General features: G+C 70.8%; 15 protein-coding genes. 4 read left to right on the top strand and 11 right to left on the bottom strand.

Annotated elements, in window-relative coordinates; all coding sequences use genetic code 11:
* Nucleotides 1-283: 283 nt before the first annotated feature.
* From rsmA to ASD10_RS18120, 6 genes are all read right to left on the bottom strand, one after another.
* Nucleotides 284-1144, bottom strand: coding sequence for a 16S rRNA (adenine(1518)-N(6)/adenine(1519)-N(6))-dimethyltransferase RsmA (gene rsmA, locus ASD10_RS18145; protein ID WP_056612477.1), 861 nt, complete (start codon nt 1142-1144; stop codon nt 284-286).
* Nucleotides 1141-2274, bottom strand: coding sequence for a resuscitation-promoting factor (locus ASD10_RS19570; protein WP_056612429.1), 1134 nt, complete (start codon nt 2272-2274; stop codon nt 1141-1143). The genes rsmA and ASD10_RS19570 overlap by 4 nt, the downstream gene beginning before the upstream one ends.
* A gap of 61 nt (nt 2275-2335) precedes the next feature.
* Nucleotides 2336-3208, bottom strand: a complete 873-nt coding sequence (locus tag ASD10_RS18135) for a TatD family hydrolase (protein WP_056612426.1) — start codon at nt 3206-3208, stop codon at nt 2336-2338.
* Complete coding sequence (gene metG / locus ASD10_RS18130; RefSeq protein ID WP_056612423.1) at nt 3205-4800, bottom strand: methionine--tRNA ligase; 1596 nt, start codon at nt 4798-4800, stop codon at nt 3205-3207. The genes ASD10_RS18135 and metG overlap by 4 nt, the downstream gene beginning before the upstream one ends.
* 45 nt (nt 4801-4845) lie before the next feature.
* Entirely contained in the window at nt 4846-5673 is an 828-nt protein-coding gene (gene rsmI / locus ASD10_RS18125) for a 16S rRNA (cytidine(1402)-2'-O)-methyltransferase (protein ID WP_056612421.1), read from the bottom strand.
* A gap of 46 nt (nt 5674-5719) precedes the next feature.
* On the bottom strand, nt 5720-6733 hold the full coding sequence (locus ASD10_RS18120) for a hypothetical protein (RefSeq protein ID WP_157432735.1): 1014 nt from the start codon (nt 6731-6733) through the stop codon (nt 5720-5722).
* A 215-nt stretch (nt 6734-6948) separates the two neighbouring features.
* Here ASD10_RS18120 and ASD10_RS18115 point away from each other — a divergent pair, with 215 nt between their 5' ends.
* The 4 genes from ASD10_RS18115 (at nt 6949) to ASD10_RS18530 (ending at nt 11123) form a co-directional block, all read left to right on the top strand.
* Nucleotides 6949-8475 carry a dolichyl-phosphate-mannose--protein mannosyltransferase gene (locus ASD10_RS18115; RefSeq protein ID WP_056612416.1) on the top strand — a complete coding sequence of 509 codons (1527 nt, stop codon included), beginning with the start codon at nt 6949-6951 and terminating at the stop codon, nt 8473-8475.
* Nucleotides 8476-8575: 100 nt separating this feature from the next.
* Entirely contained in the window at nt 8576-9874 is a 1299-nt protein-coding gene (locus tag ASD10_RS18110) for a PKD domain-containing protein (protein WP_157432734.1), read from the top strand.
* A complete protein-coding gene (locus tag ASD10_RS18105; protein WP_056612411.1) occupies nt 9871-10668 on the top strand; it encodes a MotA/TolQ/ExbB proton channel family protein in 798 nt (265 codons plus the stop codon). Before ASD10_RS18110 ends, ASD10_RS18105 begins: the two co-directional genes overlap by 4 nt.
* A complete protein-coding gene (locus ASD10_RS18530; RefSeq protein ID WP_200938369.1) occupies nt 10665-11123 on the top strand; it encodes a DUF2149 domain-containing protein in 459 nt (152 codons plus the stop codon). The genes ASD10_RS18105 and ASD10_RS18530 overlap by 4 nt, the downstream gene beginning before the upstream one ends.
* 35 nt (nt 11124-11158) lie before the next feature.
* Here ASD10_RS18530 and ASD10_RS18095 read toward each other — a convergent pair whose 3' ends face one another.
* From ASD10_RS18095 to ASD10_RS18075, 5 genes are read right to left on the bottom strand one after another with little or no spacing between them, the layout of a single operon-like run.
* Nucleotides 11159-11767, bottom strand: coding sequence for a TetR family transcriptional regulator (locus ASD10_RS18095; RefSeq protein WP_056612409.1), 609 nt, complete (start codon nt 11765-11767; stop codon nt 11159-11161).
* Complete coding sequence (locus tag ASD10_RS18090) at nt 11764-12963, bottom strand: NAD(P)/FAD-dependent oxidoreductase (protein ID WP_056612398.1); 1200 nt, start codon at nt 12961-12963, stop codon at nt 11764-11766. The genes ASD10_RS18095 and ASD10_RS18090 overlap by 4 nt, the downstream gene beginning before the upstream one ends.
* Nucleotides 12964-12970: 7 nt before the next feature.
* A complete protein-coding gene (locus tag ASD10_RS18085; RefSeq protein ID WP_056612397.1) occupies nt 12971-13135 on the bottom strand; it encodes a rubredoxin in 165 nt (54 codons plus the stop codon).
* A complete protein-coding gene (locus ASD10_RS19645; RefSeq protein WP_082556405.1) occupies nt 13132-13383 on the bottom strand; it encodes a rubredoxin in 252 nt (83 codons plus the stop codon). The genes ASD10_RS18085 and ASD10_RS19645 overlap by 4 nt, the downstream gene beginning before the upstream one ends.
* A gap of 1 nt (nt 13384) precedes the next feature.
* Nucleotides 13385-14578, bottom strand: a complete 1194-nt coding sequence (locus ASD10_RS18075; protein ID WP_056612396.1) for an alkane 1-monooxygenase — start codon at nt 14576-14578, stop codon at nt 13385-13387.
* Between the last annotated feature and the right edge of the window lie 54 nt (nt 14579-14632).

Genomic DNA, 14632 nt, shown 5'->3' with positions numbered 1-14632 from the left:
AACTCGTCCAACTTACACGGCTCGTTTTCACCGGTCAAACCCGGGTCGGTCACCATGCACAGCGGGGGAAGATCCGTCTCCGGGCGCTTGCGCGCCGTGCCGTCGATCTGTTCCACCTGCTGGTCGGAAGCCCTGCGTCGGCACCGTTTCCGGCCCGTTCCGCTGTGCTGTCCAACAAGAAGAACACTACCCGGCCCTGTGCGAGAACTCCAAATCGGGGTACCCCTCATGGTCGGTGCCCCTGCAATTGCAGGCACGGCTCCCGGCGTCGACGCCGCGAACGTCAGATGAACGTCGCGAGACGCGCGAAGTCGAGCACCGTCAGCTGCTCTCCGCGGGCCTGCGGCGAGAGCCCCGCCGCGACGAGCGCCTGCTCGGCGAGTGCGCCGGAACCCGCCAGGTTCGACAGGGCGGCCCGCATGGTCTTGCGACGCTGCGCGAAGGCCGCGTCGGCGACGGCGAACGTGCGCAGCCGCAGCTCCCCGTCGCCCGGCGGCTCGTGCCGCACCCAGCTGACGAGCGATGACTCGACGTTCGGCATCGGCCAGAAGACGCTGCGACCGACCGAGCCCGCGAGCTTCATGTCGGCGTACCAGGCGGCCTTGACGCTCGGCACCCCGTACGTCTTGGAACCGGGGCCGGCCGCCAATCGGTGGGCGACCTCGGCCTGGACCATGACCAGGCCCGTGCGGATCGTGGGGAACCGCTCGAAGAACGTCAGCAGCACGGGGACCGAGACGTTGTACGGCAGGTTCGCGACCAAGGCCGTCGGCTCCGGGCCCGGCAGCTCGGTCACCTTCATGGCGTCGGCCACCACCAGGTCGAACGACGCGGCCTGGTCGGGAGCGTGCTCGGCGATCGTCGCCGGCAGCTGGCCGGCCAGCACCTCGTCGATCTCGACCGCCGTGACGTGGGCGGCCACCTCGAGCAGACCGAGGGTCAGCGAGCCCAGGCCCGGGCCGATCTCGACGACGACGTCGTCACCCGTGATGCCCGAGGCCTTGACGATGCGGCGCACCGTGTTGGCGTCGTGCACGAAGTTCTGGCCACGTTGCTTCGTGGGCCGGACGCCGCATGACTCGGCCAGGCGGCGGACGTCCGCCGCACCCAGGAGCCGCGGCGGGGCGGGGGTCGACGGCGTCAGTTGAACCGCGCCCCGGCACAGCCCCACTGGCCCCACCCGGAGCGGGCCTGCAGGATCTTGGCGTACTTGATCTGGACCTCGCGGCTGTTCTCGTGAGGCAGGCCGGGCCCGCCGACGCTCTTCCACGTCGCGGCGCTGAACTGCAGCCCGCCGTAGTAGCCGTTGCCGGTGTTGATCGACCAGTTGCCGCCCGACTCGCACTTGGCGATCTTGTCCCAGACGCTGTCGGGGGGCGTGCGGCTCGTGCCGCGCGAGACGACCTCGGTGACCGGCTTGCTGACGGCGTCGGACGCGACCACCACCCGGTCGCGCAGCTTACCGTCGGCGTAGACCAAGGTGACGGTCTCGCGGTTCTCGCCGTTCTTGCCCTCGGTGAGCACCTCGGTCTCGCCCGCGAGCGCCTCTGGATCGTCCTTGACCTCGACGTCGTGCTTGACCTTGACGGTCTCGACCTTCTCGACCTTCTCGATGCGGACGACCCGCAGCTTCTGGTCGGGCTGCACGTAGTCGTCGACCCCGGGCTTGATCTCGTCGTCGGCGTCGAGCGCGACGCCCGCCTCGTCGAGGACGTCGGCGACGGTCGGCTCGGTCGTCGTCAGGTTCTTGGTCTGGCCGTCGGCCACCACCGTCACGTTCTTGGGGGTGCTGACGACCAGCGACATGCCGCCGCGCGGGACGGTCGCACCGGACTTCGCCGAGACGTACGACCCTGCGGCGGGGGCGACGTCGAGCGATGCCAGCGCCTTGCCGACGGTGGGTTCGTACACCAGTTGCTTGCTGACGACTCCGTCGACCGTGAGGGTCAGGGGCCGCCCGTACGCGACGTCGATCGTGTCGCCGTCGGAGATCGTCGAGGTCGGTGCGACGTTGAGGCGGTCGTCGGGCGACACCTCGACGCCGTGGTCGTCGAGGACGTCGGCGACCGTGCCACCGAACGTCCGGACGGTGTCGCTGCGGCCGTCGACCGTCAGCGTGACGGTCTGGCTGAGGGCACCGTAGGCGGCCGTGCCACCGGCGAGCACCATGACGATCGCGAGGTTGAGCGCGATCAGCGGCGCGGACTTGCGGCGACGGCGCTTGGCGCGGTGGCCGTGGGGCCTGCTGGCGGTGCCGGACTTCTGGTGGAGCACTGAATCCCTCGGACGTCGATGACTGGGCCGAATTTCCACGATAGCCAGCGACTCCTCACCGTCAAGTTCTGTGTGCCCAGGGGCCCCCGAAGGCCCTGCTGGTGTTGGCGTCGATCGCTCGACACAGGTCGTCGACCGAAATCCCTGCAACGCCAGCCATGAACCGGACCGTCAACGGGATCAGGAACGAGGCGTTCGGCTGACCGCGATGCGGGGACGGTGTGAGGAACGGCGCATCGGTCTCGACAAGGATACGGTCGATCGGCGTCACGCGGAGGGCTTCGCGCAGGTTCTCGGCGTTCTTGAACGTCACGGTGCCCGCGAACGACAGGTAGGCACCGCGGTCGAGGCACTCCCGGGCGAAGTCCGCGTCGCCCGAGAAGCAGTGCATCACGGTGCGGTCCGGCACCCCCTCGGCGTCGAGCACCGCCAGGACGTCGTCGTGCGCGTCACGGTCGTGGATGACCAGGGTCTTGCCGTGACGCTTCGCGATGCGGACGTGCTCGCGGAACGAGACGTGCTGCGCGTCGCGACCGTCCTCGCCCGTGCGGAAGTAGTCGAGGCCCGTCTCGCCGACCGCCCGCACGTGGTCGCCCGCCCCCGCCAACCGGTCGATCTCGGCCAGGGCGTCGTCGAGGCGGCCGGCCTCCGCGAGGAGCGGCGCCTCGTTGGGGTGCAGCGCGACGGCCGCCACGACCGAGTCGTGCGTCCGGGCCGTCTCGACGGCCCAGCGCGAGCCCTCGAGATCGCAGCCGACCTGGACGACCCGGGTCACGCCCACCGCGGCCGCCCGGTCGAGCGCCTCGTCGACCGGGATCAGCAGCCCGCCCTCGACGGCCCTGCTGTGCGCGCGGTGGTCGAGGTGGCAGTGGTTGTCGACGACCGGGAGGGGCAGGGCCTCGGGCGCGTCGGGCCAGCCGGCGGTCTGCGTCACGCGGTCTCGACGGTCTCGATGCGGGGGAACAGCGAGGCGGGCTTCGTGATCGTCGAGCCGGGGGCCAGACGACCCCACGTCGCGACGGCGTCGATCCGCTGGGCGGCGAGCGCCCCGAGCGTCGGCTCCGCGCCCAGGGAGTCCCACAGCACCGCCGACGCCTTGGGCATGATGGGGTTGAGCACGACCGCCAGCACCCGCAGCCCCTCGGCCGTCGTGTTGAGGATCGTCGCGAGCCGCGTGGCGGCCTCCTCGTCGGTGGCCGCGTCCTTCGCGACCTTCCACGGCGCCTGGTCGGTGATGTAGCCGTTGAGCTCGTCGACGATGCGCCAGATCGAGGCGAGCGCGTCCTGGGGCGCGACGGCCTCGATCGCCTCGTCGGCGCCGCGGACCGCCTCGGCCACGGTGTCGACGACCGCCAGCTCGGCGTCGCCCAGGTCGCCCGCCGCGGGCAGCGAGCCGTCGAAGTACTTGCCGATCATGGCGGCGACACGTGACGCGAGGTTGCCGAAGCCGTTGGCCAGCTCGGCGTGGTAGCGGGCCGAGATGTCCTCCCACGAGATCGAGCCGTCGCTGCCGAACGTCAGCGCCCGCGCGAAGTAGTAGCGGTACGCGTCCGAGCCGAAGGTGTCGACGATCTCGTCGGGACGGATGCCATTGGCCTTGGACTTGCTCATCTTCTGGCCGCCGACGAGCAGCCAGCCGTGGGCGAACACCTGGTGCGGGACGGGCTGGCCGGCCGCCATCAGCATCGCGGGCCAGATCACGGCGTGGAAGCGGGCGATGTCCTTGCCGACGATGTGGATGTTGGCGGGCCACAGCTCGGCGAAGCGCTCGTCGTCCACGCCGTAGCCGGCGGCCGTGACGTAGTTGAGCAACGCCTCGATCCACACGTACATGACGTGCTCGTCGTCCCACGGCACGCCGATGCCCCAGTCGAACGTCGAGCGGGAGATCGAGAGGTCGCGCAGCCCGCGGCTCACGAACGAGATGACCTCGTTGCGGGCCGACTCGGGCTGGATGAACGTCGGGTTGGCCTCGTAGAAGTCGAGCAGCTTCTGCTGGTAGTCGCCCAGGCGGAAGAAGTAGTTCTCCTCGCTCATGTACTCGACGCGGCTGCCGTCGAGCGTGCTGACCTTGAAGCCCTCGTCGTCGCCCTCGCCGTCGACGACGTCGTCCTCGCCGACGAACTCCTCGCTGCCGACGCTGTAGTGGCCCTCGAACGAGCCCTTGTAGACGGCGTCGCGCTCGTAGAGCGCCTGCCAGAACGCCTTGGAGCCGTCGATGTGCCGCTGGTCGGTCGTGCGGATGTAGTCGTCGTTGGCGATGTCGAGCGTCTCGAGCATCGGGCGCCACTCGTCGTCGACAAGCTGGTCGACCCACTGCTGCGGCGAGACGCCGTTCAGCTCGGCCTTGCGCAGGACCTTCTGGCCGTGCTCGTCGGTGCCCGTGAGGTACCAGACCCGCTCGCCGCGCTGCCGGTGCCAGCGCGTCAGGATGTCGCCCATGACCGTCGTGTAGCCGTGCCCGATGTGGGGCGCGTCGTTGACGTAGAAGATGGGCGTGGTGACGTAGAACGTTTCGGCGGACACGCCTGAAGTCTAGTGAGTCGTCTCGGCGGGCCCTGAGCGGTGGCGCTAGGAGTGCGCGGCGTCGTAGACGTCCTTCTTGCGGGTGCCCGTCTCACCGGCGACCTGCTCGATCGCGTCCTTGCGGCTGAGTCCCTCGCCCTGCCGCTGCGCGACGAGCGCCCGCAGGTCGTCGGGCGCGTACGTGCGGGCCTCGGCGACCATGCCCCCGACGACGATCGTGACCTCGCCGCGGACGCCCTGCTCCTGGCCGCCCGCCCACTCGACGAGCTCGGCGAGGCCGCCGCGGGCGACCTCCTCGTACGTCTTGGTGAGCTCGCGGCACACCGCGGCCTGCCGGTCGGCCCCGAAGACGTCGGCCATGGCCCGCAGGGAGGTCTCGGTGCGGTGCGGCGACTCGAAGAACACCATCGTGCGGCGCTCGCGCGCCAGCTCGGTCAGCGCAGTGGTGCGCTCCCCCGCCTTGCGGGGCAGGAAGCCCTCGAAGCAGAACCGGTCGACCGGCAGGCCCGACACCGCGAGTGCCGTGAGCACGGCCGACGGTCCGGGGATCGCGGTGACCGCGACGTCGGCGGCGATCGCGGCGACCACCAGCCGGTAGCCCGGGTCGGACACGCTGGGCATGCCGGCGTCCGTGACCAGGACGACCGTCTGCCCGTCGGCGAGCACGGCTGCGAGCTCGGGCGTGCGTCGCTCCTCGTTGCCCTCGAAGTACGAGACGATGCGACCGCCGATCTCGACACCGAGGTCGGACGCCAGGCGCTTGAGCCGGCGCGTGTCCTCCGCGGCGACGACGTCGGCCGACACCAGGGCGTCGGCGAGTCGTCTGCTCGCGTCCGCGACCTGGCCGATGGGGGTCGCGGCGAGGATCAGCATGCCGACCAGTCTGGCACCCGCCCGCCGAGGAGGTGGATCCGCGACCTCACGACGTCCGCGGGCCCGAGGAGGTGGATCGGCAACCGTCTGGGAGCTCAGACGGTTGCGGATCCACCTTCCTGCGGCGGGGCCGGGGCTTCGGCTGGCGGAACAGCTCGTCCCACATCGATCCGAAGACGGGCGACGGTCCGTCGTAACCCGCCGAGACCAGCTCGCGGTGGACCCGTCCGACCATGGCCTTCGGAGCGCGCAGGTGCTTCTTCGTCACCTGGACGTACGACCAGCCCTCGCGGCGGACACGGGCGTAGCGGTCGACGTCGCTCGCGATCTGGTCGGCGTCGGTGAAGTGCTGACCGCCCTCGTACTCGATCAGCAGCCTCCACAGCCGGTAGAGCAGGTCGCCGCACGCGACGAACGATCCCGCGTCGTCGTGCACGTCGACGTTCACCTCGGGTCGTGGCAGACCGGCAGCCTGGAGGCAGACCCGCACCTCCGACTCCGGGATCGATCTCGACCGGCTGTCGAGCAACGGCACGACCTCGCGCAGCTCGGCGACGCCGGGACGCCAGCTCTGCGCGTCGGCGAGTGCGAGCAGCCGGCCGACCGAGGTGAACCCGCGGTGCAGCAGCCAGTCGCCCACCACGACCCGATCGACCAGACGAGCCGAGGCGACGTACCCGATGAAGGCGGCCTCGACGCTGACGGCATCGTCGTCGTGCGGAGGCATCACGACGGTGCGGTGGAGCACGATGCCGGGCAGGTCGAGGTGCAGGTCGCGTGGAACCGTGAAGTGCAGCGGGAGGAGGGGACCGCGCTCGACGCCGAGCATCCGCAACCGGGTCGCGTGGCTGATCCGCGCGTCGGGCGGCAGGGCCAGACGCGCGGCTGCGATCCGACCGCGCTCGTCGAGATCGACCGCGCCGAGCCGGTAGACGGACGGGTGGACCTGGACGAACCGCGGGTGCTGGAGCATCCGCGGCGTGATGCCGGCGTCGACGGCCTCGGAACGGCTGAACGCCCGCCATGCCAGGTGCGGGGGAACGGGACGAGGTGGTCTCATGACGGCAGCCTCGGTCTGGTCGACGTCCCGCCGCACCGGGGCGGCGCTGACCTGTGGGCTCCGCTCGACCACGTCGGCACCTGAGGACATCCGGTCAGGAGGTGGATCGGCAACCGTCTGGGAGCTCAGACGGTTGCCGATCCACCTTCCCGGGGTGGGGAGCCGCGTGAGGTTGCGGATCCACCTCCTCAGGATCGGCCTCTAGGCTGTTCGGCGTGACGGTCCTGACACGCATCCCCCAGCGGGCCTGGGGATGGATCGGACCGATCGGCGTGACGCTGCTGGCGTTCGTGCTGCGCGTCTGGAACCTCGGGTTCCCCAACGCGTTCGTGTTCGACGAGACGTACTACGCCAAGGACGCCTACTCGCTCCTGCAGCACGGGTACGTGCAGGACTTCACCGAGACCGCCAACGCCCAGGTCGTCAAGGGCCAGCTCGACGGCATCATGACCGGCCAGCCGTCGTGGATCGTCCACCCCGACGGCGGCAAGTGGCTCATCGCGATCGGCGAGCAGCTGTTCGGCTTCGACTCGTTCGGGTGGCGCATCTCCGGCGTCGTCATCGGCGCGCTGACGGTGCTCGTGCTCGCCCGACTCGTGCTGCGCATGACCGGATCGGTCGTCGTCGCGTGCATCGCCGCCCTGCTGCTGTCGGTCGACGGCATGCACTTCGTGATGTCGCGGCTCGCGCTGCTCGACGTCTTCCTGACGTTCTGGATCGTCTGCGGCGTGGCGTGCGTCGTCGCCGACCGCGACTGGATCCGCGACCGGATCGACACCTACCGGCTCGTCCGTCCCTGGCAGCTCCTGGCGGGAGCGTGCTTCGGCATGGCGTGCGCCACGAAGTGGAGCGGCGTGTACGTCCTCGCGGCGTTCGGGGTCGTCGTCGTCGTGTGGGAGCTCCTGGCCCGGCGCACGGCCGGCCCTCACGACCACTGGGTCGTCCGGACGCTGAAGGTCGGCGTGCCCGCGTTCGTCTCGCTGGTCGGCGTCGCGCTCGTCGTCTACCTCGTCTCGTGGACGGGCTTCCTGCTGCACCACGAGGTGTACGAGGCCCGCTTCGGCCGCGGATACGGCGACTACTCGGCGCCGTGGGGCGCCTACGTCGACCGTCCGACGACGGGCTTCCTGGGCGAGACGCGGGACGCCTTCCGGTCGCTGTGGCACTTCCACGTCATGACCTACGGCTTCCACACGACCGACCTGAACACCGCGACCCACCCGTACCAGTCGAACCCGGCGAGCTGGCTCGTGCAGTGGCGCCCGGTCGGAGCCGACGCGCAGTTCGACCTGCCGGCCTCGACGCGGTGCGGACAGGCCGAGGGCAGCACGTGCATCCGCGAGATCCTGATCCTGGGCAACCCGATCATCTGGTGGACGGGAGTGCTCGCGCTGGCCGCGGCCCTGCTCGCGTGGGCGCGGACCCGCTCGTGGACGTGGGGGGTCCCCGTCGTGGCCGTGCTGGTGTGCTGGCTGCCGTGGTTCCGGTTCGACGACCGGCCGATCTTCTCGTTCTACGCCGTCACGTTCGTCCCGTTCACGATCATCGCGATCTGCCTGGTGGTCAACGGGCTCGTCCGGTCGGCGGTCACCCCCCGTCAGCGGTACCTCGCGTGCCTGACGACAGGGGTGTTCGTGGTGTCCGCGGTGGTCGCGTTCTGGTACTTCCACCCCATCTACACCGACGACCTGATCCCCTACGAGGCGTGGCGCGACCGGATGTGGCTGGACCGCTGGATCTGACCCCTCCCGTCCGCCGGCGGGGCACCGATCACCGGATTCGTGCCGGGATGCCCATAATGGTCGGGCACGCGCTCACATCGACATCGGGGAGGATCTGGTCGTGAGGACGCCCCGCAGGCGACGCCCTGCCGCGCTCGTCGTTCTGGCACTCGCCGCGGCGGGCCTCGGACTCGCGCCATCGCCGGTGTCGGCCGCTGGTGAACCGTGCCCCAGCGGTGCCGCCTCGTGCGTCGTCGTCACCTACGTGCAGACCGTCGACGGCCAGACGACCGACACCGGGACGACGCTCGAGTACTCGCTGGACGACCTGAAGGCACAGGGGAGCACCGCGGGTGTCTACAACCTGCGCAAGAACCCGAAGTCGCAAGGCGGCAAGGTCGACAAGCGGCCCGTCGCGGTGGGTCAGCGCGTGCCGATCGGTCAGCTGCTCAGGCTCGACCCTGACCGCGCGACGACTGCCACGTTCGTGGAGACGCTCAACGCCGACGGTGTGCCTGCCGTGCTGTCGGCCGCCGACCTCGCGACACCGGGCGCCTCCGACTACCCTTTCGCCAAAGGACTCCAGCCCGCCGTGTTCGTGACCGACAGCGGGAAGCTCGGCTACGTCCGCCCGTTGCGGAACGACGGCGAGGACACGAACGCCTCCGACTACTTCTTCAGCACCGGGCGACTCGACCTGACGGTTCACACGACCGGCACGCTCCTTGCGCCCGCCGTGGTCTCGAGTGCCGGCACCGAGCTCGACCTCGACGCCTCCACCACATTCTCGGCCTCGCTGCCCGAGGGGACCAGCGGTGACGTGCTCACGACGCGGTGGGACTTCGGCGACGGATCGACCAAGGGCACCAAGCGCGAGCAGCCGACCAAGACGTACGCGAAGCGCGGGACGTACCCCGTCTCCGTCGCGGTGCGCACCAGCGACGGCTCGTACGGCCGATCGGCGCCCCTCGAGGTCAAGATCGCGAACCCCCCGAAGGCCCCCTCGAGCGGCACCGGCGGCGGCAGCGACCTCGGCGGGGGTGGCGGCTACACCGGCGGAGGCGGCCTGCCGGCACCGTTCGACCCGTTCGAGGGCGACGTCGACCAGCCCGCCCCCAGCGACGAGCTGCCCGACGTCGAGGAGGACCCGGCGCCGACCGCACCGGTCGACGACGGCCTCGAGCCCGTCGAGGGGTACGTCCTCGCCGGCGCCGAGACGGTCCCCGGCGGGACGCCCGAGACGATCCCCGGGACCCAGGCCTCCACGGCCCCCGCACCCGCCACGCAGGCCTCCACCCGTCAGCGCATCGCGACGTGGGCGGTCGCCGCCGCTGCCGTGCTGCTGCTGGTCGGCCTGGGCGCCGCCAGCGAGACCCGATGGCTTCGACACCGACTGCGCCACCTCAGGAGAGCCGCATGAGCGACACGATCTACGACATCATCTTCCGCGTCGCGGAGGTGCTCGAGCTGCCGGTCGTGATCCTCACGCTGCTGGCCCTGGCCGCAGCGCTCGTCGAGGTCGGCGCGTTCATCGCCGAGATGGTCAAGCGCCGCGGCCGCACGTTCGCCTCGCTGGCCAAGGCCGGCGCGTCGGCCCGTCGCGCGGTCGACGAGAAGCGCTTCGACGAGGCGAGCGCCCTGCTGCAGACCGTCGCGTGGAGCGCGCCCGTGGGCAAGGCCTTCCGGGTGCTGGTCGACGCCGTGTCGAAGCCCGGGGCCGACACCCGCATCGCCAAGGAGCTCGCCGACTTCGACTTCGGCCGCCAGGCACGCCTGTCGCGCACCCGGCTGCTGGTGCGACTCGGTCCGGCGCTCGGCCTCATGGGGACGCTGATCCCCCTCGCTCCCGCCCTGGACGGTCTGGCACGCGGAGACGTCGACGCCCTCACCGAGAACCTGCGGCTGGCCTTCAGCATCACGGTGCTGGGCATCCTGATCGGCGTCATCGCCCTGGCCCTCTCGCTGTTCCGGGAGCGCCGCTACGGACAGGACTTCTCCGACCTCGAGTACGTCGCCGCGATCCTGACCGACGACGGATCGGCCGCTGCGTCGATCAACACGTCGTCCACGACGCCGGCGCCGCCGGCTCCCCCGGTCGCGCCGACCGCGCCCAGCACCTCGACGACGGATCCCGTCCCGAGCCCCTCGTCGGCGCCGACGACCACGCTGCCGCCTCTCGTCCCGCCCGCCAAGGACGCCGGGAGCCCGTCGTGATCAAGGTGACGCCGCGGGCCCGCGTGCACCACGACCGCGCCGGCGACCCGCTCGACGGCCTGGTCAACATGTTCGACATCGGCATCGTGCTGGCCGTCGGCTTCCTGCTGGCAGCCCTGTCGTCGCTGGGCCTCACGGATGCCGTCAACAAGGACGGGCTCACGAAGCCGACGCTCGGCGAGGTGACCCTCGAGCCGGGCCAGACCGTCGAGGACGTGCCCGGTCAGGGCGTCAAGACCCTCGGTCGTGGCACGCCCGTCGGGACGGTCTACCGGCTGGCCGACGGCCGACTCGTCTACGTGACGGGTGACGGCACCACGGCGCCCGTCACCCCTGACGACACGGCCCCCGACGAGTCGACGCCGGACGAGGGGCTGCTGCCCGACGAGTCGGGTCTCGACCCGTCCTTCCCCGACTCGCTGCCGACCCCGGACTCCTCCGACACGGCACCGTAGGAGGGTTCGGGCTCTCCTGCAGACCCTCCGTCTCGCTACGGTCGAGTGTCGGTGGTGGCTGCGGCGCCGTCGAGCATGAGGCCCACGATCCAGCCGATGTCGGCCGCGGCCTCGACCGGTGGCTTGGACGGGCGCGTGAGAGCCGACAGCACGAGCCGCACGACCGCCTCGACGACGACCGCGAACTGCTCGGGCGCGAGCCCCGTCGGGGGGTACAGCTCCGCGACGGTCTGCTGGATGACCATGACGGCGGCGGCGACGATCTCGCCCGACTCGGTCGTCAGGATCATCAGGAAGTCGTGATCGCGATCGGCCGGCGCGAGGCCGACGATCGTGCGCACCAGCAGGCTCTCCTCGCCCAGCAGCAGGGCCCCCTCGCACGCGGCCCGGATGCCGTCGCGCAGGTCGCGCTCCCCCTCCATGCGGGCGCGGACGACCGCGAGGAATCGCTGAAGCTCGCGCAGGGCCAGGTGCTCGGCCAGGCCGTGCTTGGTGCCGAACTCGTTGTAGACGGTCTGCCGGCTGACCCCGGCCACGGTCGCGACGCCGGACATCGTGACCGACGACCACCCGGAACCCTCGATCGTCGCCTGCGCGGCGTCGAGCAGCCGTTCGCGGACGGGCGCACGGCCCCCCGCCGTCACGTCGTGGCGTCCTCACCGATCATGTCGTCCAGCCTCGCACCTGCGGCGATCCACTCCCGCGCCGCCCTGACGTCACGGGGTCGCCCGACCGACACGACACCTCGCACCACGCCGTCGTCGAGCAGGTAGGCGACGAAGTCCCGCTCGTCCAGCGACCCGCGCACGACGAGGTCGTGGGCCGCGTCGGGCCATCCCGCCACCTGGAGGTTCAGCCCGTACTGGTCGGACCAGCACCACGGCACCTCCTCGAACGCGACGTCTCCCCCGGCCATGACCCGGCCGACGGCCGTCCCGTGGTTCTGCGCGCCCTGCCAGTGCTCGACCCGGTGACGTCCGCCCAGGACCGGACGCGGCTGGTTGGCGACGTCCCCGGCGGCGAAGACGCCCTCGACGGACGTGCGTCCGTGAGCGTCGACCAGGACTCCCCCGCCGTCGACCGGATCGGCCAGCGCGATGCCCGCGCCCTCGGCGAGCTCGGTGCGCGGCTCCATGCCGACCGCGACGACGACGACCGGGGCGGTCCACGACCGTCCGTCGGCGGCTCGCACCGTGGTGCCGTCCGCCCCGTCCTCGACGGCGGCCACCGACACCCCGGTGTGCAGGTCGGTGCCCTCGGCGCGGTGGACGTCGGCGTACATCCGGCCCAGCACGGCCGGCAGGAGGCGCGGCAGCGGGAGGGCCGCGGTCTCGAGCAGCGTGACGGCGCACCCCAGCTCGCGGGCGCTCGCCGCGATCTCCGAGCCGATCAGGCCGGCGCCGACCACGACGACGGGCGTTCCGGCGGCGAGCTCACCGGCCAGGCGCGGGACGTCGTCGAGCGTCCGAAGGGTACGGACGCCCGCGGCGTCCCACGGCGACCTGGCCCGGCCGCCCGTCGCCAGCAGCAGCCGGTCGTACGCCAGCGACGAGCCGTCGTCGAGGCCGACGGTCCGGTTCTCGACGTCGATCGCGAGCGCCGCCCGGCCCGTCACCAGGGTCACGTCCTTGTCGACGAACCACTCGGCCTTCTTGATGCGGATCTCGTCGGGCGACTTCTCACCCCGCACGATCTCCTTGCTGACCGGCGGACGCCGGTAGGGCAGCTCGGGCTCCTCGCCGACCAGGTGGATCGACCCGTCGTACCCCGCCGCCCTCATGGCCGCGACGGCGCTGACGCCGGCGATGCCGGTGCCGATGACGACGGTGCGGCCGGTCATCGGTGCGTCACAACTCGACCATGACGAAGTCGGCCTTGGACGCACCGCAGTCGGGGCACGTCCAGTCGTCGGGGATGTCGTCCCACTTGGTGCCGGGGGCGATGTCCTCCTCGGGCCATCCCTCCGCCTCGTCGTAGACGAATCCGCACTGCTGGCACTCGAACCGCTTCACGATGTCTCCTTCTGCTGTTGACGCGTCTGCGCCGCTCGCGCCTCTGCGCTGATGATCCGGCCGTCCTGGTCGTTGTGCTCGAACTCCTCGATCGGCAGGAAGTCGACCTGCTCGCGCACCCCGCAGTCGGGGCAGGTCCAGTCTGCGTCGATGTCGGCGAACGGCGTGCCGGCGGGCCATCCCTCGCGGGGGTCGCCCTTCGTCTCGTCGTAGACGTACTCGCAGTTGGGGCAGATGAACTGTGCCATGTCAGGCCGTCGCCTTCCCGTGCTTGCGCTCGTACGCATCCGCCATCCGCGGGTGCAGGTTGGTGCGGGCCAGGTCGCCGTCGTAGTGGTCGATGACCCGGTGGTCCATGACGCGCCGCCACACCTGCGGGACCCACGTCAGCACGATCATGCCCGCGTAGCCGGTCGGCAGCACGGGAGCCTCCTTGAAGTCGCGCAGCGCCTGGTACCGACGGGTCGGGTTGGCGTGGTGGTCGCTGTGCCGCTGCAGGTGGTAGAGCAGCACGTTGGTGCCGATGTTGTTGGAGTTCCAGCTGTGGCTCGGGTTGACCCGTTCGTACCGGCCGGACTCGAGCTTCTGACGCTTCATGCCGTAGTGCTCGAGGAAGTTGACCGACTCGAGCAGCCAGATGCCCGCGACGGCCTGCAGCACGAGGTACGGGAAGATCTGCCACCCGAACGCGACCATGAGTCCGGCCCAGAGGACGACCGAGAACGCCCAGGCGTTGAGCACGTCGTTCTTCGGCGACCAGTGGGACGTGCCGAGCCGCTCGAAGCGCTTCTTCTCCAGGCCCCAGGCACTCGTGAGGCTGCCGGCGACCGTGCGCGGCATGAACTCCCAGACCGTCTCGCCCAGACGTCCGCTGGCGGGGTCCTCGGGGGTCGCGACACGGACGTGGTGACCGCGGTTGTGCTCGATGAAGAAGTGGCCGTAGAACGTCTGGGCGAGCGCGGCGCGCGCGAACCAGCGCTCGTACTCGACCTTCTTGTGGCCGAGCTCGTGGGCGGTGTTGATGCCGATGCCGGCGACCATGCCGAGGCCGAGGGCCAGGCCGATCTTCGCGGCGACCGACAGCGGCTCGTCGATGCCGGGGAGGGTTCCCCCGCCCAGGAGGTACGAGCCCCAGATCAGACCGCCGATCTGCGCGGGGATGAACAGGTACGTGACCCAGCGGTAGTAGCGGTCGTCCTCGAGCTGCTCGAGCACCTCGTCGGGAGGGTTCTCACCGTCGCGGCCCGCGATCAGGTCGGCGATCGGCACGATCACGAACAGGAAGAACGGGCCGAAGTACCAGACGACGGTCGATCCCGTGAGGACGTACAGGCCCCACATGCTGACGGGGATCAGGGGGACGATGGCCCCGATGATCCAGAGATAACGCTTGCGGTCGCGCCACTGGACGGTCGTGCCGTCGACGGTCGCCTCGATGGTCATGGCTCCTCCTCGGTGCGCCGTGGGAGCGGCGCTTTACACGAAGGTAGCAAATGT

It is taken from the genome of Aeromicrobium sp. Root472D3, assembly GCF_001426485.1.
Classification (GTDB): Bacteria; Actinomycetota; Actinomycetes; order Propionibacteriales; family Nocardioidaceae; genus Aeromicrobium.
This window is presented reverse-complemented; position numbering and strand designations above follow the sequence as displayed.

Excerpts from the sequence above, each read along its gene's own strand:
- rsmI (WP_056612421.1), bottom strand. The coding sequence starts at position 5,673 with ATGCTGATCCTCGCCGCGACCCCCATCGGCCAGGTCGCGGACGCGAGC.
- ASD10_RS19645 (WP_082556405.1), bottom strand. The coding sequence starts at position 13,383 with ATGGCACAGTTCATCTGCCCCAACTGCGAGTACGTCTACGACGAGACG.
- ASD10_RS18075 (WP_056612396.1), bottom strand. The coding sequence starts at position 14,578 with ATGACCATCGAGGCGACCGTCGACGGCACGACCGTCCAGTGGCGCGAC.
- ASD10_RS18105 (WP_056612411.1), top strand. The coding sequence starts at position 9,871 with ATGAGCGACACGATCTACGACATCATCTTCCGCGTCGCGGAGGTGCTC.
- ASD10_RS18120 (WP_157432735.1), bottom strand. The coding sequence starts at position 6,733 with ATGAGACCACCTCGTCCCGTTCCCCCGCACCTGGCATGGCGGGCGTTC.
- ASD10_RS18090 (WP_056612398.1), bottom strand. The coding sequence starts at position 12,963 with ATGACCGGCCGCACCGTCGTCATCGGCACCGGCATCGCCGGCGTCAGC.